At 35.9% G+C, this 23,523-nt stretch carries 28 protein-coding genes; 4 read left to right on the forward strand and 24 right to left on the reverse strand.

Annotated elements, in window-relative coordinates; genetic code table 11:
• Positions 1-59: 59 nt before the first annotated feature.
• From J2S13_RS03920 to deoD, 11 genes are all read right to left on the reverse strand, one after another.
• Positions 60-824, reverse strand: coding sequence for a CAP domain-containing protein (locus J2S13_RS03920; RefSeq protein ID WP_307256397.1), 765 nt, complete (start codon positions 822-824; stop codon positions 60-62).
• 391 nt (positions 825-1,215) lie between these two features.
• Positions 1,216-1,467, reverse strand: a complete 252-nt coding sequence (gene yoyC, locus J2S13_RS03925) for a protein YoyC (protein WP_307256398.1) — start codon at positions 1,465-1,467, stop codon at positions 1,216-1,218.
• 101 nt (positions 1,468-1,568) lie between these two features.
• Positions 1,569-3,179, reverse strand: coding sequence for an MDR family MFS transporter (locus tag J2S13_RS03930; protein WP_307256399.1), 1,611 nt, complete (start codon positions 3,177-3,179; stop codon positions 1,569-1,571).
• A gap of 85 nt (positions 3,180-3,264) precedes the next feature.
• A complete protein-coding gene (locus tag J2S13_RS03935) occupies positions 3,265-3,681 on the reverse strand; it encodes a MarR family winged helix-turn-helix transcriptional regulator (RefSeq protein WP_307256400.1) in 417 nt (138 codons plus the stop codon).
• A 116-nt stretch (positions 3,682-3,797) separates the two neighbouring features.
• The gene (locus J2S13_RS03940; RefSeq protein ID WP_307256401.1) at positions 3,798-4,718 is read right to left on the reverse strand and encodes a CobW family GTP-binding protein; all 921 of its coding nucleotides are present in this window, start codon (positions 4,716-4,718) and stop codon (positions 3,798-3,800) included.
• An 80-nt stretch (positions 4,719-4,798) separates the two neighbouring features.
• Complete coding sequence (locus J2S13_RS03945; RefSeq protein WP_307256402.1) at positions 4,799-6,265, reverse strand: lmo1851 family serine protease; 1,467 nt, start codon at positions 6,263-6,265, stop codon at positions 4,799-4,801.
• A gap of 183 nt (positions 6,266-6,448) precedes the next feature.
• On the reverse strand, positions 6,449-6,652 hold the full coding sequence (copZ, locus tag J2S13_RS03950; protein ID WP_307256403.1) for a copper chaperone CopZ: 204 nt from the start codon (positions 6,650-6,652) through the stop codon (positions 6,449-6,451).
• A gap of 30 nt (positions 6,653-6,682) precedes the next feature.
• Complete coding sequence (locus J2S13_RS03955; protein WP_307256404.1) at positions 6,683-9,079, reverse strand: heavy metal translocating P-type ATPase; 2,397 nt, start codon at positions 9,077-9,079, stop codon at positions 6,683-6,685.
• 42 nt (positions 9,080-9,121) lie between these two features.
• A complete protein-coding gene (locus J2S13_RS03960; RefSeq protein ID WP_307256405.1) occupies positions 9,122-9,424 on the reverse strand; it encodes a metal-sensing transcriptional repressor in 303 nt (100 codons plus the stop codon).
• Positions 9,425-9,533: 109 nt separating this feature from the next.
• Entirely contained in the window at positions 9,534-10,304 is a 771-nt protein-coding gene (locus J2S13_RS03965) for a M15 family metallopeptidase (protein WP_307256406.1), read from the reverse strand.
• A 143-nt stretch (positions 10,305-10,447) separates the two neighbouring features.
• Positions 10,448-11,152, reverse strand: a complete 705-nt coding sequence (gene deoD, locus J2S13_RS03970; protein ID WP_307256407.1) for a purine-nucleoside phosphorylase — start codon at positions 11,150-11,152, stop codon at positions 10,448-10,450.
• Between the two features lie 124 nt (positions 11,153-11,276).
• On the opposite strand from deoD, the gene J2S13_RS03975 reads away from it, so the two are divergent.
• Complete coding sequence (locus J2S13_RS03975; protein WP_307256408.1) at positions 11,277-11,399, forward strand: hypothetical protein; 123 nt, start codon at positions 11,277-11,279, stop codon at positions 11,397-11,399.
• 12 nt (positions 11,400-11,411) lie between these two features.
• Positions 11,412-11,558, forward strand: coding sequence for a protein YoyE (gene yoyE / locus J2S13_RS03980; protein WP_307256409.1), 147 nt, complete (start codon positions 11,412-11,414; stop codon positions 11,556-11,558).
• A gap of 367 nt (positions 11,559-11,925) precedes the next feature.
• Here yoyE and J2S13_RS03985 read toward each other — a convergent pair whose 3' ends face one another.
• The 5 genes from J2S13_RS03985 to J2S13_RS04005 all read right to left on the reverse strand — a co-directional run bounded on the left by J2S13_RS03985 (position 11,926) and on the right by J2S13_RS04005 (position 14,744).
• Positions 11,926-12,240, reverse strand: a complete 315-nt coding sequence (locus tag J2S13_RS03985; RefSeq protein WP_307256410.1) for a YodL domain-containing protein — start codon at positions 12,238-12,240, stop codon at positions 11,926-11,928.
• Positions 12,241-12,372: 132 nt separating this feature from the next.
• A complete protein-coding gene (locus tag J2S13_RS03990) occupies positions 12,373-13,143 on the reverse strand; it encodes a sporulation protein (protein ID WP_307256411.1) in 771 nt (256 codons plus the stop codon).
• Positions 13,144-13,344: 201 nt separating this feature from the next.
• On the reverse strand, positions 13,345-13,521 hold the full coding sequence (locus J2S13_RS03995) for a YozD family protein (RefSeq protein WP_307256412.1): 177 nt from the start codon (positions 13,519-13,521) through the stop codon (positions 13,345-13,347).
• 60 nt (positions 13,522-13,581) lie between these two features.
• Positions 13,582-14,241: a germination protein YodN gene (gene yodN / locus J2S13_RS04000; protein WP_307256413.1), complete on the reverse strand. Its 660-nt coding sequence runs from the start codon at positions 14,239-14,241 to the stop codon at positions 13,582-13,584.
• Positions 14,242-14,519: 278 nt separating this feature from the next.
• Entirely contained in the window at positions 14,520-14,744 is a 225-nt protein-coding gene (locus J2S13_RS04005; RefSeq protein WP_307256414.1) for a YozE family protein, read from the reverse strand.
• Between the two features lie 232 nt (positions 14,745-14,976).
• On the opposite strand from J2S13_RS04005, the gene J2S13_RS04010 reads away from it, so the two are divergent.
• Positions 14,977-15,714 (forward strand): DUF4397 domain-containing protein, encoded by a 738-nt coding sequence (locus J2S13_RS04010; protein WP_307256415.1) that lies wholly within the window; start codon positions 14,977-14,979, stop codon positions 15,712-15,714.
• Between the two features lie 138 nt (positions 15,715-15,852).
• Here J2S13_RS04010 and J2S13_RS04015 read toward each other — a convergent pair whose 3' ends face one another.
• Entirely contained in the window at positions 15,853-16,437 is a 585-nt protein-coding gene (locus tag J2S13_RS04015) for a YpmS family protein (RefSeq protein WP_307256416.1), read from the reverse strand.
• Positions 16,438-16,458: 21 nt separating this feature from the next.
• Positions 16,459-17,253: an SGNH/GDSL hydrolase family protein gene (locus J2S13_RS04020; protein WP_307256417.1), complete on the reverse strand. Its 795-nt coding sequence runs from the start codon at positions 17,251-17,253 to the stop codon at positions 16,459-16,461.
• A 302-nt stretch (positions 17,254-17,555) separates the two neighbouring features.
• Between J2S13_RS04020 and J2S13_RS04025 the strand changes: the two genes are divergently transcribed.
• Positions 17,556-18,089 carry a PCYCGC motif-containing (lipo)protein gene (locus tag J2S13_RS04025; protein ID WP_307256418.1) on the forward strand — a complete coding sequence of 178 codons (534 nt, stop codon included), beginning with the start codon at positions 17,556-17,558 and terminating at the stop codon, positions 18,087-18,089.
• A gap of 54 nt (positions 18,090-18,143) precedes the next feature.
• Here J2S13_RS04025 and J2S13_RS04030 read toward each other — a convergent pair whose 3' ends face one another.
• The 6 genes from J2S13_RS04030 to J2S13_RS17020 all read right to left on the reverse strand — a co-directional run bounded on the left by J2S13_RS04030 (position 18,144) and on the right by J2S13_RS17020 (position 23,395).
• The gene (locus J2S13_RS04030) at positions 18,144-18,986 is read right to left on the reverse strand and encodes a DegV family protein (RefSeq protein WP_307256420.1); all 843 of its coding nucleotides are present in this window, start codon (positions 18,984-18,986) and stop codon (positions 18,144-18,146) included.
• 182 nt (positions 18,987-19,168) lie between these two features.
• Positions 19,169-19,420: a DUF2535 family protein gene (locus tag J2S13_RS04035; protein ID WP_307256421.1), complete on the reverse strand. Its 252-nt coding sequence runs from the start codon at positions 19,418-19,420 to the stop codon at positions 19,169-19,171.
• 122 nt (positions 19,421-19,542) lie between these two features.
• Positions 19,543-20,337 carry an ABC transporter ATP-binding protein gene (locus J2S13_RS04040; RefSeq protein WP_307256422.1) on the reverse strand — a complete coding sequence of 265 codons (795 nt, stop codon included), beginning with the start codon at positions 20,335-20,337 and terminating at the stop codon, positions 19,543-19,545.
• On the reverse strand, positions 20,312-21,331 hold the full coding sequence (locus tag J2S13_RS04045) for an ABC transporter permease (protein ID WP_307256423.1): 1,020 nt from the start codon (positions 21,329-21,331) through the stop codon (positions 20,312-20,314). Before J2S13_RS04045 ends, J2S13_RS04040 begins: the two co-directional genes overlap by 26 nt.
• A gap of 68 nt (positions 21,332-21,399) precedes the next feature.
• A complete protein-coding gene (locus J2S13_RS04050) occupies positions 21,400-22,401 on the reverse strand; it encodes an ABC transporter substrate-binding protein (protein WP_307256424.1) in 1,002 nt (333 codons plus the stop codon).
• A gap of 841 nt (positions 22,402-23,242) precedes the next feature.
• Positions 23,243-23,395 carry a UCP019853 family protein gene (locus J2S13_RS17020; protein ID WP_503128652.1) on the reverse strand — a complete coding sequence of 51 codons (153 nt, stop codon included), beginning with the start codon at positions 23,393-23,395 and terminating at the stop codon, positions 23,243-23,245.
• Positions 23,396-23,523: the final 128 nt, after the last annotated feature.

Below are 23,523 nucleotides of genomic sequence, written 5' to 3' on the forward strand. Positions count from 1 at the left end.
CTGCAAAAAAAACATCACCGCTTTTTTCATCGGTGATGTTTCTTCCTTCAATCTAGTTCTTATTTTCCAATAAATTGTTGTGTCCAGTAATTTCCATTTTCAACATATCCTACTCCGATATGTGTGAAGTTTTTACTTAAAATATTTGCACGATGACCTTCACTATTCATCCATGCTGTCACTACCTCTTGAGGTGTCCGCTGGCCTTGGGCAATGTTTTCTCCTGCTGATTTGTAAGAAATACCGAATTTCTTCATCATTTCGAATGGAGATCCATAAGTTGGGCTGTTATGAGAGAAATAGTGATTTGTCGCCATATCTTTTGATTTTTCACGTGCCACTTTACTTAAGGTTGAATCTACTTTTAATGCTTTAAGACCATATTTCGCACGCTCTTTATTCGTTAAATCCACCACTTGTTGTTCATAAGCATTTAAACCTGTTTTTACTTGTTCTTGGTTCCCTGTTGGTTTTGTAGGTGCAGGGGCTGGTTTTGTTACATTTGTTGTTGGTTTTTGCGTATTTTGTACTGGTTTCTGAACTACTGGTTTCTGAACTACTGGTTTTTGAGCTTCAGGTTTTTGAGCTTCAGGCTTTTGAATAGTTGGATTGACTACTTGTTTATTCACTTGAACTTTTACATTATTTTTCAACCAATTTTGAATCCATTTATTTAAATCAGTAGTATTATTTGTATTACATTGAGCTTGATATACTTTTACATTTTTATATTGAACCGGTTCTGCCGCGTCAGCTTTTGAAGTAAATGGAGCTGTTAATAAAGTTAATGATGCTGCTACTGAAAATACTATTTTTTTATTCATTTAAATTTTCTCCTCCTAGATACGAAATGTGAATAACTTACGTACAAATCGTAACATGAGTTTTTTGTAATATTGGAGGATAATATTGGTGATTTTCTCATTGTGTCATATTTTTACAGAATAATAGTTAATATTTTCCATCAATGTAGGGAAAATAATTGGTATAAATAGAATCATAGATCGAATAGGAAAATAGGGGATACTTCCATCTACCCCATTACATGGACCTACTACTATATATTTCTATTAATCAAATCTTGACAGCTTTTTAGGACAGCCACCTTCTTAACATTCTTTACAGGAATATTACAATGATTAACATCTATTTCATGATAAAACTAAAGAAAAAAAGCCTAAGTTTAGGCTTTTCTTTCATTAAAACAAAATCTACTTATCCCTTTAATTTCTCCATAATTTGTACATGTAATTCAATTAACGAAATTTTTTCATGTTCTGATAGATCAGATTGACATAATCTTTGTATGGCAAAAAAAAATTTTTCTTCTTTTGTACGTCGAACTCGTGGATGACTATTTTCATCAAGCAATTCTCTTTCAATAGCCATTCTTAATACATCTTCATCAAGACTTTCCGTTGCTGGAAGTTTTCGATTATTCCATACTTGTCTATATGCTTCTAGCATCTTACAATCCTCACCCAAATAAATCCCTCCGTTCTATCTTATATTTGTTCACTCGTTCTATTAAAAAAAAAAAAAAAGGGAGTTTTCCCCACAAATCATAATTATATTGATTCTTTTTGGTGCTGATTAAATCTAGTCTCGTTTTCATTGGATTGATTTGACGTTCTTAATGGAATTTCTTTAATAAAGAAAGTGAGTAAAAATCCGAAGAAGATCATGATGGCACCTACTAAAAACACATGAGTAATTGCATAACTTAGTGAACTTCTGACGATTCCGATGATTTGTTCGAACATCCCTAACATATCTGCAGGTAATTCTGAAGCCATCTTTTTCATCTGTCCAACATCCATTAGCACTTGTGGATTTGCCATTTTCTCCACTATTTCAGGTGGTAATGCATTGGCTTGTGATCCACCCAAAGATTTCATATTCTCTTCCATTTCTGACTGCATCGAGCGATTCATCACCGTACCTAATAATGAAACTCCAATCGTACCACCGATTGAACGGAATAATTGTGTGGATGCGGTAGCCACTCCGAGTTGTTGGTGTTCGACTGCATTTTGGACCGTTAACGTAAAAACTGGAAAACTCAAGCCTAACCCAAAACCGACGACAATCATACTCGCTGTAGCTCTCATAATCGTTGTATCTGGATCCATAAAGGAAATGGAATACAATCCACTTGCCATTGTGGCTAAACCGAGCAGAGCTAAAAATTTATACTTTCCTGTTTTTGTCATGATTTGGCCACCTATTGCACTTGCAACCACCATAGAAAGTGTTAATGGCATCATCACAAATCCTGATTTTGTTGCAGAAGCCCCGATGACTCCCTGGATAAAAATCGGCATATACATGATTGCCCCAAACATTCCTGCACCTAAAATGAGACCAATCCCGTTTGAAAGAGAAAAAATCTTGTTTTTAAATAAGTCAAGGGGTAATACAGGATTTTGCGCCTTTCTCTCAATGAGGATAAAAATGAGTAAAGCAATCAAGGTTGTTGCAAATAATCCAATGATTTGCGACGAAGCCCAATCATAATCTTTCCCACCCCATGAAAAGGCAAGTAATAACGGAACAATCGTTAAAGTTAACATAAGTGAACCGAGGTAATCAATTTTATACGCTTCTTTTTTCTGTTGGGATGGAAACAGTCTCCAAATCATCAAAAAGGCTATCACACCAAATGGTAGGAATATCCAGAATACCCAATGCCAATCAGCATTATCGACAATCCACCCTCCTAATGTTGGACCGAAAACACTTGCAAGGCCAAATACTCCACTCATTAACCCTTGCCATTTTCCTCGTTCACGTGGTGAGAAGAGGTCACCAACAGCTGTAAAAGAGGTCGACATAATCATTCCAGCCCCAATACCTTGAATTCCACGATAAATAATGAGTTGAAAAATATCCTGTGATAATCCTGACATAAATGAACCGATCGTAAATACAGCAATCCCGAATAGTATGAACGGTTTTCTTCCATATAAGTCTGAAAGCTTTCCTACTAAAATAGACATAATCGAGCTAGTCAACATATAAATAGTGAAAATCCAACTGTAATACTCCATTCCTCCAAGTGCAGAAATAATTCTTGGCATGGCCGTACCAATGATCGTTTGATTAATGGATGCGAATAACATCGCAGACATAATAGCAATCATGATCATTATTTTCTTTCTATATTCCAGATGTTCCATTCATTCTCCTCCTTTATTATTTCGTATTGCGAAAAATTAACTTAGTGAAGTATATGTGAGAAAAAATACCACCAATAGATGGTAGTTAGTTTGTATCTATTTTTTTGAATAACTCAATGAGAAGTTGAATCTCCTCATCGTTAAAATTGTTAAATTTTCCTTGAAAGTATAAGGATTTTACATTCCCCATTTCCGCCAAAATTCCTTCGCCTTTTTCTGTTATCATCAATTCAACAATTCTTCTATCTGTAGCTGATCGGCTTCTTGTAATGAAATTCTTTTCAACAAGCGAATCTGTCACAGAGGTAATATGGCTTGCTGACACATCTAATGCCTTCGAAACATCAGATGCCTTTATTGCGCCATTTTCATGAACGGTTTTTAAAACAAAAAACTCATTATTACTTAAATACTCCCCTGTTATATGACGCAACTCATATCTCATTGTTCGGAATACTTGTCGAAACAATTGCTCAAGTATAAATAACTTTTCTTTTCTCAATTTAAGCAGACCTTTCACTCACTTTATAACCCATTCTTCTAAGTGAACTTTTTTATTTTATAGCCATTGTGGTTTCATGTCAATCATTTAACAAATGTAGTTTAAACCATTCCATATTAAGAAGAATACTCAAGTTCCTTTAATTCATTCTCTATGATCTCTTTATCTAGATTGTCCCCAATTATCACAAGGTTTGTCGGCATATTCATATCTTCAGGTATATAGATGGGCATCCCATATGAATATTGAAAAAGGACTGGGTAAGTTGTGTGGGTAAACGGGATATAGCCTTTCATGCGGTAAAGATGATCGACATATTTTTTTAACCAGTTTTCAAACTGTCTTTTGTCAACCGACTTTGTAAATGTATGGACGTAGACAGATAAATGTAAATGTTCATTGACCGTTGTTTTCATGATGGATTTCTTTTCTCCCATCTGTAATTGAGCGATTCTTTTCATCGGGATTTCCGAATAGTTGGTTATGAAAATTTGTGCTATTTGATTTAAATCTTGAACATCATATGTAATGATCCCACGTTCCATTTCCGAAAGAGAATCTGTTTTATTCAATATAATTAAATCAGCATGTTTCACTTGTTCATGAAGAAGTTGACGCAACTGAATATCAAGATCTCCTTTTCTTTTCCATAACAAACTGTCAATAACCGTAATAATTCCCTTCCATTCTAATTGATCCGCAAATAAAGGGGTCATAATCGCATCAATCGCCTCAACAGGATGGGCTACCCCTGTAGTTTCAATAATTAAATCATCAAAGCATTCCGTTCCTAATAGTTCTTGAAGCTGTGATTCCAGTTGCCCCTGAATTGTACAGCAAATACAACCATTTAATAATTCCCTCAACGGTGTTCCCTCTTCAACCTCATTGGAATCAATCGACACCTCTCCAAGTTCATTCATTAATATAGCTGGACGACGACCATTTTCTTGAAAAAAGGTGATCATTCTTTTTAACAAAGTGGTTTTCCCACTTCCTAGAAACCCAGATAATACGTATACATGTTTTTTATTCATATGATTTTATCCTTTCAAAAATAGCAGCCATTCATAAGATGAATATTAAAAGGAAAATAGCCTCGCCGGAAAGGGCAAGACTATTTTTGCTTTTTGCTCATTACTTCTACCGCTTTTTTTATTTGTGTATCATTTTCTTCGATTTTATCACGAAGTTTTGTCATGAGTTGTACAGTTGTTTCGCCTTTAATTTCACCGTTCACTTCTAATTCTTCATCTTGTTGGAATTTTATGACGGCTGATTTCGTATTATCATCGAAATAACCATCCACTTTTCCAACATGATATCCTAAAGCATCTAGCATTTGTTCTGCTGATTTTACTTCATTTGAAAGATCGTTTTCCTTCATTTCTTTATCAGGATTAATAAAAGGAAGTTCTGCATAAGGTGGTAATTTCACTTCATAATCAGGTTTGATTCCTTTTTTATGAATCCAGTTCCCATTTGGAGTTAACCATTTTGCTGTTGTGATCTTCATATTGGATTTATCTAAAAATTGCTCCGCCGTTTGAACGGTTCCTTTGCCGAAAGATTTTTCCCCGATTACAGGAATACCTGCTGCTTCTTTTAATGCAGCCGCTAGTATTTCAGAAGCACTTGCACTGCCATTATCGATCACTACAGCCACTGGAACTTTTACCTTGTCCTTATTATCGGATACATATTGCTCTTTCTTTCCATTTTTATCCTCAATTTGTAAGATCACTTTTCCTTCGGGTACAAACATGTTCGTCATTTCTAACGCTTGATCTAGTAACCCGCCGGGATTTTGACGTAAATCAAGAACTAACGATTTCATCCCTTCTTTTTCCATCTTAGTAATCGCTTCACGGAGTTCTTTTGCTGTATTTTCTGAAAAACTTGTTATTTGAATTTTGGCAACGCCATGATCCATCATTTCTGTGTATACCGTTTCGATTGGAATTTTGTCACGGACAATCGTTATTTCCGTTGGTTCATCTGCCCCGAAGCGTTGAATTTTCAAGGAAACTTTTGTTCCTTTTTCACCTCGAATTAACAGAACAGCTTCAGATGAAGTCTTCCCATGGAGACTTTTTCCATCTACAGCTAAAACTTTATCATTCGGTTTGAGCCCTGCTTTTTCCGCGGGGGAGCCTTTTATTGGGGACACAATGACGATAGATCCATTTTGTTCCTGAATTTCGGCACCAATTCCTTCAAATGAAGAAGTAATACTCTCATTGAACTTGGCCGCCTCCTCTTTATCCATATAATCGGAGTATGGATCTTGTAAAGAATCGATCATGCCATTGATTGCGCCATTCATTAGTTTTTCATCATCAATTTTTTTATAGTAATTTGCTTTTAATTTATCATAGGCCTCATATAATTTATTAAATTCTTCGCGTTCCTTCGTTCCAACATTTACTGCTTTTTCATCTCCAAATGAAAGGGCGAACATCGTAACTGCTGCAGAAGTAAAGACTAATAAAAATAAAAGCATTACAAATTGAAATTTTTTTAGTCGTATGTAATGAGAAGGTTTGTCCTCCTTGGCACTTTCCTGATTTTGATTTTCTTCCATTTTTTTCACCACTTTCATACACCACACACTTAAAAACTTGACGAAATTTTCACTAGCTATTTCATTCTAACAGCTTTTCCTATATTAAGAAAGAAAAACATCCCTTCTTTCTAAAGTGGTAGGAAAAACTACAAAAAACTACCCCTGTTTGTTTCATTCAGGAGTAGTCTCAACAACAAATTTTTATTGAACATCATAGCCTTGATCTTCAATAGTCTCTTTCATTTTTTCAACTGAAGCATTTGCCTCGTAATTTACCACCACAGTTCCAGTAGATAATTGAACTTGTACTTCGGTTACTCCTTCAACTTCTTGGAGTGCACCCTTTACTGCTTTTTCACAATGTCCACATGTCATCCCTTTTACATTAAATGTAACTTTCTCCATTTCATATTCCTTCCTTTCGTATGTCAATAGTTAAATTTTTACTCGCTTCAAACGAAGGGAGTTGGTTACGACTGATACTGAGCTAAAAGCCATTGCTGCTCCGGCTACCCAAGGGGCAAGTAACCCCATGGCAGCAATTGGGATCCCTGCTGAATTATAAAAAAGTGCCCAAAATAGATTTTGCCGGATATTTTTCATCGTCTTTCGACTAAGCCCAATTGCCTTTGGGATTAAGGATAAGTCCCCACCGAGTAACGTGAGATCGGCAGTTTCGATAGCAATATCTGTCCCGGTTCCAATGGCAATTCCGATATCAGCAAGGGCAAGCGCAGGAGCATCGTTAATTCCATCCCCCACCATCGCCACTTTCTTCCCTTGCAGTTGTAGTTCTTTTACCTTCGTTGCTTTTTGCTCAGGTAAGACTTCAGCAAATATATGACGAGGGTCCATTCCTACCTCGTTTCCTATAGCGTAAGCTGTTCTCTCATTGTCCCCGGTCAGCATATACACTTCTAAACCTAATTGCTGTAAATTTCGAATGGCCTGTTTCGCATTTCCTTTTACCGTATCTGCTACGGCGACGAGTCCCGCGATAATTTGGTTAACAGCAATTAGCATCACAGTCTTTCCTTCTTGTTCTAGTTTCTCCATTTTTTTATCATATATATGATAATTGATTTGATGATCTTCCATCAACTTTCTTGTCCCTACTAAAATGGTTCTTTGATCGATTTCTACCTTAATACCATGGCCTGGTATGGCTGAAAAATGAGTGACTTCATGGGCATGTACTTGTCTTTCCATTCCGTATTTGACAATGGCTTCCGCTAATGGATGTTCTGAATGTTTTTCAGCTGCTACTAAGAGAGGCAACACTTGATTATTCTTTGCTTCAAAATCTGTTACAACCGGTTGACCATTTGTAATGGTCCCTGTTTTGTCAAGAATGATGGCATTTATTTTGTGAGCAGTTTCTAAATGTTCTCCACCCTTGAATAAAATTCCATTTTCTGCCCCTTTGCCTGTTCCAACCATTATAGATGTCGGTGTCGCCAAACCTAAAGCACATGGGCAAGCGATAACCAATACCGCAATTGCAGCTTCAAGTGCTTCCGTAGTACTACCAGGAGATACAAACAAATACCAAGCTAGAAAAGTAATGATCGAAATTCCAACAACAACAGGAACAAATACCCCTGAGATTCGATCGGCTACTCTTTGAATTGGGGCTTTACTCCCCTGTGCCTCCTCCACAATTTTAATAATATTCGCTAGTGCCGTATCTTTCCCTACTTGAGTTGCCTTCATCAATACGGATCCGTTTTTATTCATCGTGGCACCAATCACGGTATCTTCTGGGCGTTTTTCTACCGGGATTGATTCTCCAGTAATCATTGACTCATCGATTGAAGTTTCCCCTTTTACAATCACCCCATCGACAGGAACCTTTTCTCCTGGTTTAACGAGAAGAAGATCTCCTACAGCTACATGTTCAATCGCAACTTTGATTTCCTCTCCATCCTTCAAGACCGTTGCCTCTTTTGCTTGAAGGTTTAATAGACTAGAAATAGCTTCCGTTGTTCGCCCTTTTGCTTTGGCTTCAAATAACTTCCCTAATAAAATCAATGTAATTAAAACTGCACTTGTTTCAAAGTATAAATGTGGCATTTCCCCTGCACCTAAAGTGCGAATGGCTTCAGCTAAACTATAAAAATAAGCAGCAGATGTCCCTAGTGCTACTAGTACATCCATATTCGCACTTTTATTGCGTAAAGCTTTATATGCTCCGACATAAAAAGACCATCCAATGAAAAATTGAACTGGTGTAGCTAAAACTAATTGCACCCAAGGATTCATAAGGAAAGACGGTACTGGTACGTTCACCTGGATCGGTAAATGGGCAAACATCGTATAGAGAAGTGGAAGAGATAAAAAAATAGAAATCACAAGTTTTCGTTTCTTCGCTTCGTATTCTTCTTCCTTTTGTTCTTCTTTATCTGCTGGACTCTGTTTCTCTGTTGCATCATAGCCTAATTTTTGAATACGTTGTATGATTTCCGCTTCATTGATTACCCCAGGGGTGTATGCGATGTCTGCAGATTCCGTTGCTAAATTCACTGTTGCTACCGTAATACCGTCCGTTTTATTCAAGACTTTTTCAATTCGGTTCGAACAGGCTGCACAGGTCATCCCACTAATATCAAGAGCAATCTGTTCAGGCCGAACACCATATCCTAACTTTTCAATTCGTTTTACAACTGTATGATATTGAACTTTTTCCTCATCAATCGCAATAGAAGCTTGTTCTAGTGCTAAGTTTACGTTCGCTTCAACACCATCAATCTTATTCAATACTTTTTCAATTCGGTTCGAGCACGCTGCACAGGTCATACCTGTTATATGAAGTGTTACATGTTTTTCACGCATCGATCCCACCCTTTATTGTAGATTCACTAGCTATAATCACTTTTATGTCCGACTAAATTGCTCAAAAACTTTCATTAATTCTGCAATAGATTCCTCCCCTTGCCCTGATTGAATGGCATCGATCACACAATGGTTCGTATGACGTTCCAGCAAATTCATTCCGACTTTTTTCAATGCGGAATTAATAGCGGTAATTTGAACTAAAATATCGACACAGTAGCGATCCTCTTCCACCATTTTCTGTATTCCACGAACTTGACCTTCAATTCTTTTTAACCGGTTCATTAACTGCTTCTTTTCTTCATCATTTCTATGGGTTTTCTTTGAATGATCTAAATGGTTCAAATAACCTCACCTCTTTACTAATCCTTTATATATACTATACCCCTGTATAGTATTTTTTACAAGTGAATATTTTTTTAATTCACAAAAAATAAGAGAGGGATCTCCTCTCTTAAATCTTCTCTACATTATTAAAATATTCCTCCAGTGTCCACTTGTTTTCGTAGATTTCTTTTGCTGCTTGTTTCCCGACATAACGAAAATGCCATGGTTCATACTTATAACCAGTAAGGGACTCTTTTCCTTTAGGATATCGTAAAATAAATCCATATTGATGGGCGTTTTCAGCGAGCCATTTTCCTTCTGTCGTATTCTCGAAATCCTCTGTTAAGTTAAATTTCACACTTTCCGCTGAGATATCCATCGAGAGACCTGTTTGATGCTCACTTTGGCCTGGCGGTGCTACCGCTTGAGACGCCTTTGTTTCTCCAACCCGTGCAATTTCATTGTTTAAGATCGCTACTTGACGGTCATATGATCGATAGCCCGAAACAGCAAAAAGATGGACTCCTTGTTGTTTTGCATTTGAAAACATTTCTTCGAGAGCCTTCGCTGCTTGTTTTCTCAAATAGCTCTTCTCTATGTCTTGATCGCCAAATGAAAATCGGACATTAGGGCGAACTAAATCAGTTGGAGTATATTCACCAGGAAGAAAATAATGTTTATTTACAAGGGATAACGTATTTTCGGGATTTGCAATGATTTTTTTTCCATTCACCTCTTTAATTTGATTAAAGAATACAGCCTTTAATTGTGGCCCTGTTTTTGTTTTCTTTTCTTGATGAACCGTTTTCTTCACTGTATCTTCCGTTTTTTGTGGATCTGCATTTTGACAGCCTGCTAAAAGGAAGACGATTGCTGATGCAATAAACCATTTGTTCATTTTCTCACCTATTCTATTTTTTCTCGTCCTTATCATACCACCTAAGGCCGTAGTTCGCCATTAAGAGGAAAGGAAAATTGGTACCTTTTTTAATCCCACTGGACAATCAAAAAGCTCCTGTGAAAAACAGGAGCAAAACTTGTTTATTCCTTGATAGCTGCTTCTAGTGCAACTTCAATCATTTCATTAAAAGTGGATTGTCTTTCCGCTGCTGTTGTCTCTTCACCTGTTAGAATATGGTCACTGACGGTTAGAACAGAAAGAGCTTTACGACCAAATTTAGCCGCTAATGTATATAATGCTGCTGTTTCCATTTCAATGGCTAATATCCCATATTGGGCCCATTTTTCATGTTCAGCATGATCATTATAAAACATATCAGCGGTAAACACATTCCCTACCTTTAAACTTAATCCCTTTTCTGTTCCTACATCAAACGCTTTTTTTAATAAATCCCAGTTGGCAGTCGGGGAATAATCAATCCCATTAAATGTGAAACGATTCATTTGTGAATCAGTTGATGCCGTCATCGCGAGAATCACATCGCGAACGTTGACATCTTTTTGGATCGCTCCACATGTTCCAACCCTAATGAGATTCTGTACTTCGTAGCTTTGCATCAATTCATTAATATAAATGGAAATCGAAGGAACCCCCATTCCTGTTCCTTGAACAGATATCCGCTTTCCTTTATACATACCTGTATATCCGAACATATTCCGGATTTCATTATAGCAACTAATATTTTCTAAAAATGTCTCAGCTATATATTTTGCGCGCAATGGGTCCCCTGGCAATAGAACGGTATCAGCAATTTCATTTTCTTTTGCTCCAATATGTATACTCATTCAAATTCCTCCTCTTCAAATCAATAAGCATGATCATTTTAAGTCAATTTATCATCGTATGCAAACGTTAACATTCATACTATTTCCCCGTTAGGACAAACTAAGGTCGAAAGGAGAGAGAATCATGGCAAAAAAGAATATGAGTAAAAAACTACAGCAAGCAGTTCAACATGCAAATGAAACCAATCCAAAGTCTCGGTCAACTACGAAACCAAGTTCTTCAAAAAGTGACCGTGAAAATTTATAGGAGGTTTAACCATTGGGAAAAAAACATCGGAATCGTATAAATGCACCAAAAAAGAATAATCATATTCCACCAGAAGCAATAGAGGCAGAACATAATGCTCATGGAAAAGAATTTTCAGCAAATAGCGGACGTAAAAACGGTCCAGGAAATAATCAATAATAAACAAAAGCGAAAGCGCCTTGATCATCGGCGTACGGATTTCGTAGTTTTCGACTGAGATAAAGGAAACACAGCGAATCCCTTCATGAGCTGATGTTGACTTATCGGAGGGAGAAAACGGAGAAATTCGCTAGCCGATAGGCGCTGAAGCTAGACGATTAAAAGCGAAAGCGCCTTGATCATCGGCGTACGGATTTCGTAGTTTTCGACTGAGATAAAGGAAACGAAAGCGATATCCAACTATAAATTTTATAATTCCCTAAACAAATACAAAAAACTCGCTATGAGACCCTCCATAGCGAGTTATATTAGGAAAGTATTCTCTTAGGTTTTTCACCTAACTTGAGGGGGCCTCCCTTTTCCCCATTCATCGTACATATTCCCTCTTGATCTTTTTCCATCCTCCCGACTCCAAACGATAAAAATGTTCTTGTTTCCCTTCATTTATGTAAATAATATCCCCAGTTGTCATTAAACGTGCTGAAAAATCAAAAGGGATTAAATCGGCAACATTAAATGTGCGAAAAGAATTTTCTAATACTTCTTCATGATTTTTTCCATCAATATGAAACTGATAAACGGGCGAATATCCCTGTTCATCTCCGTAACGAGGTGTTTGAAAAAACGTCACATCATATTTCTTCTTCATTCCCATTGTAAGAAACGAAAAAATTTTATCCATTTTCCCTCTCTCCCTCCAAATTTCTTTCTACTTTTTCTATTAGATTTTGAACCTGTCGAATCCTTCATCAAATCTTCACTTGTTTTGACTTGTTTTTTCTTTTTTTGTCGAGAGATCGGTAAATAGGGATTTTTAACAATGTTTGCTAATGGTTTGTTGAAGAATGGACCGTAATTGTGGTAGATCTTCAATCGCAACAGAAAGTCTGACAAAACTTTCATCCATTTCTAGAGCTTCGGCAAGAAAACTCCCAATTCCACGTGCACGGCGGTCTACTTGAAGTAATATTTCAGTAGACTGCTCAGATTGTTCTAAAAACATCACCTCTAACTCATCCAGTTTCCCACGAAAAGGACCACTCGTTGGGACAAATTCAAATTCTTGAATAAACGGGTACCTTCTTCTTATTCGGTTAGATGCTTGTTCACATTCTACCTCACGCAATCGAAAACCTAGTTTTTGTATTTCTTCCAATATTGCAGAAGTAAGAGAATTAGGACGCACTTCAATAAAATCCTTGTCATGTGGATCAACCGCGTTCTTTATGTCCAATCCTGTTGCTAGCCATACTCTGGAGCGTCCATACGTAATAGGGGTATCCAAAGGTAATTGTAGTGAAAAAGGAATTGTTTTTATTTCATTGGCTTGAATAGTAAAAGGATCTGATATTTGAACTTTTTGTATGGCGGCATGATCTGTATATTTTTTATCATTTGATTCGCGGATGTAAGTGGTCAAAATGGTAATATAAATAGCATCAATCTTTTGTTCTATTTGACCTCCGTTAATTTCTACCACCCCATTCATATATTCACCCGCTATAAAACTTGATTTTTCAAGCTTCGTATCAACCTTCGCACTTCCAATTCCAACACTTGCAAGAACTTTATTAAAAAAAGACATCATATTTCCTCCCATGAACTTGTTTTACTATTCTATACGTATAACCCGCTAGTGAAGTTTCATTTTTTAAATCTATCAAATCATTTGATATGATGAGATTGTTTTTTCTTTTATAAGAGGTTACAGAAAAAGGATGGAAAACTACATTCCATCCTTTACTTACAAGAGATGCGGGAACTCTTCAAACTTCTAATCCCTTCATTATTCTTCTTCCTCAATTTCTTCATCAATGATGCATTTAGCAAGTAGGTAATCAAATGTAATATCAGCGATTTCATCCAGTTCCATTTCAGATGGAACAAACCCTCGTCTAATAAGTTCTTGGAAAAAGAATTCAGCAATTTCTTCTGTATCAATATACACTTCAATTTCCCGCACCTGATCGCCCCCTTCACCATTAAATTTATGTTTTCATTAATAGTTTTATAACTACTGTTTTCATTCTTTTTTTCTTTTCAATTTTTGTTTTTCCCATTTTAATAAGATTTCTCTTAATCTAAATTTAATTTCCTCGATCCGCTCATGATAATAGTTGTCCTGAAAGGTTTGATATAGTAATTGATAATCATTTAACGCATCCAGCAACGTATCAATAATTTTCTCTGGGGATTTTGGCGCTGGTAAAGTCTTAAGTTTACTCCTAGATGACAAAAACATTTCGAATTTTTTTAGAAAACGATTCGCATGTTCACTATCAGCAATTAAGTATAATTCATCTTCATGTGCCTCAAGCCACTCACCATCAGGAATTCTTGTTAACTCATAAATGACATCTTCCCATGAATCTTCCTTGTATCTCCAAACTTCTGTTCTTAAACCAACGACTTGAAACAGATCTTTTTCATATCCTTTCACCTTCACTAAATCCCCGAAAAAAAAGCTATACTCAATATCGATTTGTTCCTTTTCTAAAATGCGCCCTTGATATTCAGAAACAAATTGTAAAATATGTTCTTTAAAAAGACCTTCGCAGTGATTAATTTCATACACAATTTCACCTTCAACTTTCATGATATTGGTGACGACACCAACCGTTCCGTAAATAATAATGACAACTGAATCGCCGATGTTAAATTTTGGATTATCCTTCTCCCCCATAGCCTCCCATCTCCTCGTTGTCCTTTTTATTAATATATGCGACGACAGCATGGCTGCTCACATTTTTCTTTTCTATCCATAAAAATTGGGAAATAAGGGAAAGCTAGCTGGAGAAGGAATACAAAAATTAATCAATCCTGGTAATGTATAACAAGAAAATATTAGAATTTTGTCTAAATCAGAACAGGCAATATGCAAAAGCCGCACTGTCTGTCACAATCTAAGAGTAGAAGGGAAAAACAAGCTGATTAAACCTTAGGCCACAAGAAGTATAAGGTTTAATCACTTTCATCCTGTTTATACAGCTCCCAACTTTCATCGAAAGTAGACATGCTTTTAAGATAATGACCATTCATTTCCAAATACGTACTTAGCTCATCATATTCCTCCGATAATTTAGGAAAACCGTGATCATTAAATACTTCATTGGCGAAATGGGACAGATCGTCTTTCGCAGGTGTTTCGCGATACTTCATTAAATATTGATAAAATGACTTTCGCAACTTAAATCCCCCTTCATTACTTTCAAAAAAGTTTTTTTCAATATAAAGCATTCATCAAATTTCGTAAAGGGAAAAGAGTGGAATTTTACCAAAAATAACATAGAAAGAATTTTTGAAAACAGGCGAACTTCCTTTTTGAATCGACTCCCACCATTCAAAAAATAAAAAAGACACCAACTTTTGAAAAACGCATACAATATAGGCAGGAACCTATAGAGAAGGAGGATTTGAGGTGAAACAACAGCAATATATTCAGAAGGCTTATCAATATCATGTCATGGCCGATTATTACAAATATGCAAATCCACAAAAGCATTTAGATTATTATATAAAACATTTTTATTATTTAAATCGTGCAATTCAAAGCCCATCTAGATTACAGTGGAGAGAGAACAGCCAACTTCAATTTCTAAATGCGGCACCAGAGACGGAGCTGATCGATATTTATGTGAATAATCGCCCAGTCGTTCAAAGACTCGCATTCGGTAAATTAAGTAAAACGTTGGCTGTTCCTTACGGCAACTATTATATTGATATTTACCCGTCTGGTGATTCCACGACATCCATATTTAGTAAAAAAATCACCATAAAAAGCGGGAACTACTTAATTGGCGCAACCGGAATGAATAAAAAACTTCAGTTATTACCTTATGATTTACAAGTGAAAACAGCCAAAAACGAAGCTAGTGTCCGTTTTCTACATTTATCTCCTGATGCACCAGCCATAGATGTAACCGTCCCACACGGAGACATTGTATTCCCAGACCTTTCTTATAAAGAATTATCAGAACCTTTAGCCATTACTCCCATGACATTGAATTTTATTTTGAAAGTCGCGGGTAGTAAAAACCACATTTTTTCTCTTCCAAAATTCAAAACGAATCCACAAAAAAGTTATACCATTATCCTCATTGGCTGTATTCAACATCATGAGCTTCCATCGTTTAAAATAGTCATTCTAGAAAAATGATGACTGAAGGAGATATTTCGATTTTAATTACTTAAATACAAAAAAACCTGGTACCCTTCATCCGATGAACTCGGTTATCTCACAAGACAATGGGAATATCGGTTGAAAAAGGGGCCAGGACTTTTCAGAAAACCTCTATTATTTTTCAGTTGGAATTAACAAAGTAAAACGGATATCATCCTCTTTTAAATTAAAATGATCAGCGCGAATTTTCATATCGCTTTTCAACTCCATTTTTTTCAATGAAACATAAATCATTTTATCATTTGGCATAATTCGAATCCAGTCGGGTGGATTATAGGAATCCCGTGCAAATTTCAGAATATAAGAAACAGGTAATTTTAATTGACCTAATGAAATCCCCTTCTGTTTTAGCACCAAATCGCCGTTATTTAACGCTTTGGGTTCGAACGTTAATTTGAAATCAACATCTTCAGAAAACACTTTTACATCCCCGTGAAGTTCTACATTATCTTTTAAGATGACTTGATAATCAATCGGGCTTTTTTGATTTTCCTTTTTAATGTAAGCGTTAATAATTTTATTTAAATCTTCCCTATTCGTATTCACATGGAATTGCACGGGGTCGTCACCCTGATTCGCCACATCGACGGGTAATGGATCATTTTTCGTTGGTAAAAATATCAAAATAATGATCATGGCCAAAATAAAGAGGTTCATCCCTAGCAATAAGAAAAAACTTCGCTTCCATTTCGTTTTCATCCTTATTATTCATCCTCACACCTAATTTTTCGTTACTAAATCAACGAGTTTCTTACCTTTAATACTATGAAAAACCCGGTCTGCAATCAGTTTATATCCTTCATCATTCGGATGAAAATGATCTTTATAAAGTAAATTTTCTTCTTGATCTTGAAAAATATCAGCTATCATGACAAATTGAGATCTTTCATATTGATTCAGGATATTTCTACTTGCTTGGTTCCAGTCCGCAATAATATCATCTACTTCTTCTATGTTCGAGAACCATTTTTCGAAGGGATTATAAAGACCAATCAAAATGATTCCAGCTTCCGAATTAATTTTTCTCACGGTTGATAAGATCTTATTTAATCGTTCTTCATAAGCAGTACGTTCCTTCTCAAATACTTCCACCTCAAGCTTTGCGATATTTTCTCGAAATACTTTCATCACATCATTTCCACCAATTGTAATGACAACAAAATCGGATTTCTTTAGCGCATTTCGTACTTCTTTCTTTTCTAACCGATCTAATAATTGGTCTGTCCGATTCCCGCGTACACCAAAGTTTTCAATTTGTACACGATTGACTTCGTTTAAATTTTCTAAATCTTTCTGCAAATAAGGAATATATCCACCCTGATTCGTACTATCTCCAATTCCCCGAGTGAGCGAATCCCCGATAGAGACAATATGCAAATTCTTCGGAATCATATTTCTAGATGCTGTTTGATTTTTTGGTTCATCTGGTTGCTTTGTTACATCCTCATTAAAGGACAATGAGCACCCCGACAGAGCCATTACAAAAGCGAAGAGAAAAATGATGGTTTTTCTCAAGACGTTCACCCCGCTTTTTTAAAGTATTATCATTATAGCACGACATGAACAATACGAAATAGAAAACTGTTCCTATCTATTGATGTAAACTCCTTTCCTTCTATTTTATGAAAGTTTATGAAAAAACACACAAGAAATATTTATTTCTCCATCTTTAATCTTTATTTTTAGCGACTCTCCACTCCTTGAAATAAAACGGATTTAACAGCTGTCAAATTCACTTTCCAAGTTTTTAATCGACGTAAATAAAGCATTTACTTTCAAAACATGGTATGATGAAAAAAACAAAAGTAGGTGTCTATATGAAAAAGTGGAGCGTTTTATATTTTGCCATTTTATTTTCATTAATGGGGCTCCTTGCAGGGTGCAATACATCTAATGAATCCAAAAGCGATGAGCATCATACGGAAAATGAAGAGGCAAGTTCACATGAATCTCACGGCTCTCATGAAGATATGGCAAGTGGAGATATTCAGGAAACAACGAATTCAGTTGATGAAATCCCATCTTTTTTAAAGGATAAGGATGAGAATATGAAGGCCATCTACATAGCCGCAGCTAAGCATCCGGAAGTGCTAAAATATATGCCTTGCTATTGTGGGTGCGGTGATTCTGTTGGACATAAAAGTAATCTGAATTGCTTCGTGCATGAGATCGATCAGGACAAAGTTGTATGGGATGATCATGGTACAAGATGTGGAGTTTGTCTGGAAATTGCTGCCCAATCTGTATTAATGTATAATGATGGAAAATCATTAAAAGACATTCGTCAACAAATCGATCAACAATATAAAGAAGGCTATGCGAAGCCGACGCCAACTCCGATGCCAAGCTAGTAAAAAAACAGGAGAATGTCTCCTGTTTTTTTATTTTTACACAAACAAACCTCATTACTCCAACCAATACATAAACCCTATCGCTCCAATTCCTGTATGTGTGGAAATAATCGGTGTTGTTTCTTCAATTTCAATTTTATCGAAACCAGTTAATTCAATAATTTTCTCTTTTAATTTTCGTGCTAATTCTAACCCTTCCGCATGCACTAAACCAACGGACATAATTTTTTTATTTTTTATATCTTCAACAAATTTTTTGGAAAGAAACTTCACAACTTGTGAATGGCTGCGCGCTTTCGTTACAGGATTGTACTCCCCATTATCTAAATTCGCAATGGGCTTAATATTCAATAAAGACCCGATAAAAGCCTTCCCTTTTCCAATCCGGCCACCTTTCACCAAATTCTCTAAAGTGTCAACAACCACATAAAGTTTTGTTTGTTTCCGAATTTCTTCTAGCTTTGCAATGATTTCATTTATTTGTTTTCCTTCCGCTGCCATGTTGGCTGCCTCCACCACTTGGAAAGCTAGAGCTTTTGAAATATATCGGGAATCCACGACCGTTACATTGGCATCACAGATTTTGGAGGCTGCTTCTGCTGCTTGGACTGTTCCGCTCATTCCACCCGTCATATGAATCGATAGAATATCACTCCCGTCTTTTCCAAGTTCATTATAAACTTCAACAAACCGACCGATGGAAGGTTGAGAGCTTTTCGGTAATTCTTTCGATTGTTTCATTTTTTCAATGAAAGTGGACGGAGATATTTCCACACCATCTAAATAGGATTCTTCATCTATATAAATCGTTAATGGAACAACCGTTATATTGAAACGTTGCAGCTCCTCTTGCTGTAGATCCACAGTTGAATCCGTTACTATTTTCACTGATTTCACAACTTCACTTCCTAACTATACTACTCGGGTCTCTTGACATTATATCGTTAAAAGTCGCTGGTGCAAATAACATTTATGCAATTCTTCCTATTTTTCCTTTTAATTAAAAAAAAAAAAAAAAACAAAGGTGAAACAAAATAGTCGCTCCTTCATTTACGACTTTGCTTCACCCGAATGTAACTTTAGGCATTATTTTTTAACTCATTGATTTTGAAGAGCTTTTCATAATCAGGCCATTTTAACACTTTCTTCAAATAATTTCGAAAGGAATGCGTTTCTTTTCCATTTCCTTGGTTGTAAACCTTATTCACTAGTATTTGCAAACGGATTTGAACAGAAAAATGAAACGGGTTATCCTCCTCCAATACTGGAATATCTGTAATTTTTACCCTTTGACCTTTTGCAGTGTGAAACTCAATCGTTTTGAGTATCAAAATATCAATCCTCTTTTTATATCCGTTTATCAATAGTATACCTTATTTTCATCTGCAAAGTCTGTCTATTTCTGTTGAATTCAAATTTTTCTTAAGCTAAGTAAAAACCCAGTACTACCTTATTAGACTAATATAGTTTTATCACTAGAGAGGGATTCCCCACGGATTCTTTGAAATTCAGTCAATAATTTTTCAACAGTAAGCATCTTTTTTTCACTTTCATTAGCTTCAAAAATAATTTGCCCTTTATCCATCATGATCAAACGATTTCCCAAATCTAGTGCTTGTTGCATATTATGAGTGACCATTAGGGTCGTTAACTGAAACTGTCGAACGATAGATTTAGTTAAACTTGTAATAAGCTCTGCTCTAGCGGGGTCTAATGCCGCCGTGTGTTCATCTAATAAAAGAATATCTGGTTCTGTAAATGTTGCCATCAGTAAAGATAGTGCCTGCCTCTCCCCTCCAGATAGCAATCCGACTTTCGCCTGCAATCGGTTTTCTAACCCTAAATGTAACATTTTTAATTTTTCGCGAAAAAAATCACGTCTTTTTTTGGTGACGCCATACTGTAATGTCCGTCTTTTCGTACGATTATAGGCCAGTGCTAAGTTTTCTTCAATCGTCATTGTTGGGGCCGTACCTGCCATCGGGTCTTGAAACACACGACCAATTTTTCTTGCGCGTTTATGTTCAGATTTATTGGTCATCGTTACACCATTTATCTGAACATCCCCAAGGTCAGGAAATAACTTTCCCGAAATGATGTTCATTAAGGTTGATTTTCCTGCTCCATTGCTCCCAATGACTGTGACAAAATCACCTTTCTTTAAATGTAAATTCACATAGTTGATTGCGACCTTTTCATCTGGGGTCCCTTCGTAGAATACTTTATAAATCTGATTTAATTGAAGCAACTTGATCACCACTCTGCCGAATATTTTTTCCTTCATTTAACATTCTTATTTTCTTTCTTTTTCTCGCTCTTTGCTGTCCAATCATTTTTGGTACGACTAGAGCAAAGACTACGATGACAGCAGTTATAAGTTTCATATCCCCTGTTTCTAAGAATTCCACCCTTAATGCTAACGTAACGATAATCCTATATAGAATTGCTCCTATAATCACAGCAAATGTAGCACTTCGAATGGTTTTATTGCCGATGACAGCTTCACCGATGATGACAGAAGCAAGACCGATAATAATCATTCCAATTCCCATCCCAACATCACTAAAGCCACCATGTTGCGCAACTAACGCACCTGAAAAAGCAACAAGCGCATTGGATAATCCTAATCCAAGAACCTTCAGCCAATCTGTATTAGCAGAAAAGCTTCGAATCATTCCATCATTGTCTCCTACAGCTCGTAAACTCAATCCAATTTCTGTTTTTAAAAATTGATCCAAAATGATTTTGATGAATCCCGTTAATACAATCATAAGAAGTAAAATGCCCCAAGTTGCAGGGATAAAAGCCCCTAACCCTATATTCTCTAAAATATTATTCATCCATTGATCAATTCCAGTTGAATCCCACCATGTTCGTAGTTTCGTTATCACGGTTTCTTCTGCTAGTAATGGAACAGTGGGCTTCCCCATAATTCGTAAATTAATGGAATAAAGAGCGATCATCATTAATATTCCTGATAATAATGGATTGATTTTCCCTTTCGTATGCAAAATCCCCGTTAAACATCCAGCTAAAAATCCGGCAAACAAGGCAATAACCGTTGCTAGAAATGGATCATATCCTGTTGTAATCATCATCGCTGCAACCGCTGCCCCTGTTACGAAACTTCCGTCTACTGTTAAATCAGGGAAATCTAATATTCGAAATGAGATGTATACACCTAATGCCATAATGGCATAAATAATTCCCACCTCTACAGATCCAAACATAGCTGTAAACATGATCTTTCCTCCTTAGAAGTAACAGCGAATGGAAAGGAGCTGGCATTTTACGTCAGCTCCTACCCTATTTATTCTACGAATTCAGCTGTTTTTTTCCATTCGTCTTTGATTTCAATCTTCATTTTTCCAGCTGCTTTCTTATTAATTAATAATTTTAATTTTTGAGGAGGTTGTACAGGAAGTTCGCTTGGTTTCTTCCCGTCCTTCAAAATTTTAGCAGCCATTTGCCCAGCTTCATATCCAATATCATAGTATTCAAAGCCGTAAGCCGCAAAGCCTCCACGTCGAACCGAATCTAGTTCCCCTACAAATAATGGAATATCTTCTTTATTAGCTACTTGGATAACAGATTCAAGAGCAGAAACAACCGTATTATCTGTAAAGATATAAATTAAATCGACTTTTCCAATTAGAGATTCAGCTGATTGTTTTACCTCAGCCGAAGTAGAGACGGTCACTGGTACTAATTTTAATTTATTCTTATCCATTATTTTCTTTAATTCATTTACTTGAGCGACTGAATTTTGCTCTCCTGCGTTATATATAACCCCAACACGTTTACCGTCAAAATTTTCGGCCATAAATTGGATCGTATTGGAAATTGAGTCAGGATGCAAATCCGTTGTTCCTGTAATATTCCCGCCTGGTTTATCCATTGATTTCACTAACCCCGCAGAAACTGGGTCTGTCACCGAAGTAAAGACAATCGGAATATCTTTTGTAGCATTTAAAGCACTAGTCGCGCTTGGAGTTGAGTTGGCAAATATTAAATCAACTTGATCCCCTACAAAATTATTGGCAATGGTTTGATTATTATTTTGATCATTCTGTGCGATTTGAACATCATAATCAACATTTAGACCTTCATCTTCTAAAGCTTTTTTAAATCCTTTATAAGCATTATCTAATGAAGGATGCTCGACAAATTGTGAAACTCCAATTTTATATGTCTTTCCTTTGTCATTATTGCCCTCTTTTGAATCTCCAGAGTCCTCCCCCCCATTACATCCAGCAAGAAAGAGCGAACTTACTAACCCCAACGATACTAACCACTTCAACTTCCCTTTCATACAATTTCCCCCTTTTACGCCAAAATACTTAAACGCTTTTATGTACTAAAATTATGCGCTAAATATACTACAAAATCAAGTATATTCTGAATAATTAGAAGCTAAATTATTTTCTGGAAATGAAGAATCAGAGGGCTCAATTCTTGCATTCCACTATTTTATTCCAAATTATACCTTTTTATAATCCAATTAAAAAACGATGAGACTATTCCCTCTTTTGATAAAGTGAAACTTCATTCAGTAAGAGTTTAATGCCCATTAAGGATTGGGGAAATTACATCAAAGTCTTACTTATTTAACTTACAAATTAAACACAGCCTTTTTATTTATACATTGTTTATCGCCACGAGCTTGTACGATCTCATTTGTTTGTTGCCAATGCCCTGTCATAAGTATCCTTGTCATGTAAAATGTCATCTCGCCCGGTTTATCGTACTTTTCATGCTTTCCAAGTATTGAAACATAATACCATGACGGTACAATCATCATGAGTTATGAATTTTCATAAATATTTTCCAATATCTCCCAAAGTTTAAATTTCAAAAAAATATTTGTTGCCTAAAAGACAATCAAGTGCTTTATAAGATAGCTAGATAAAGCAATTTACTAATTCTATTTTTAAACCAACAAGCCTATTTAAATTCTTTGTTTTTGTCTTGTTACCGGTAATAGCACTTCAAAAGTTTAAAATGTCATTTCTCATTGTTATCACCCTTAATCTTATAGCTTAGTTTCGCTAGTAAAATCATAGTAGTAAACTACTATGATTTTTATTTTTAATAACACACCAATACCAAATAGATTATAAAATTCATTTATTTCTTTTGTACATTCCCTATTTTTAATTATTATTAGTAGATGTCTTTAAGAATTCTATACTGATTCTGTCAACTCTCAACTCAACATATTTCTCTACTAATTCAGGATAATCAGAAAAATATTCATCTTCGTCAGTAAAAACTGTCCCTGCATCAATTGTATCCTCATATAACAAACCTCTAATATCACGCGTGTTGATTATGCATAATCTGAATAGGTTACACTTAGTTGGACAGATTTGTTAAGGTCATATAAACTTGATTCAACAAAAGTCGGAGGAGAATCAACTATGGCCAAAAGAGA

This window comes from Oikeobacillus pervagus, assembly GCF_030813365.1.
GTDB lineage: Bacteria > Bacillota > Bacilli > Bacillales > DSM-23947 > Oikeobacillus > Oikeobacillus pervagus.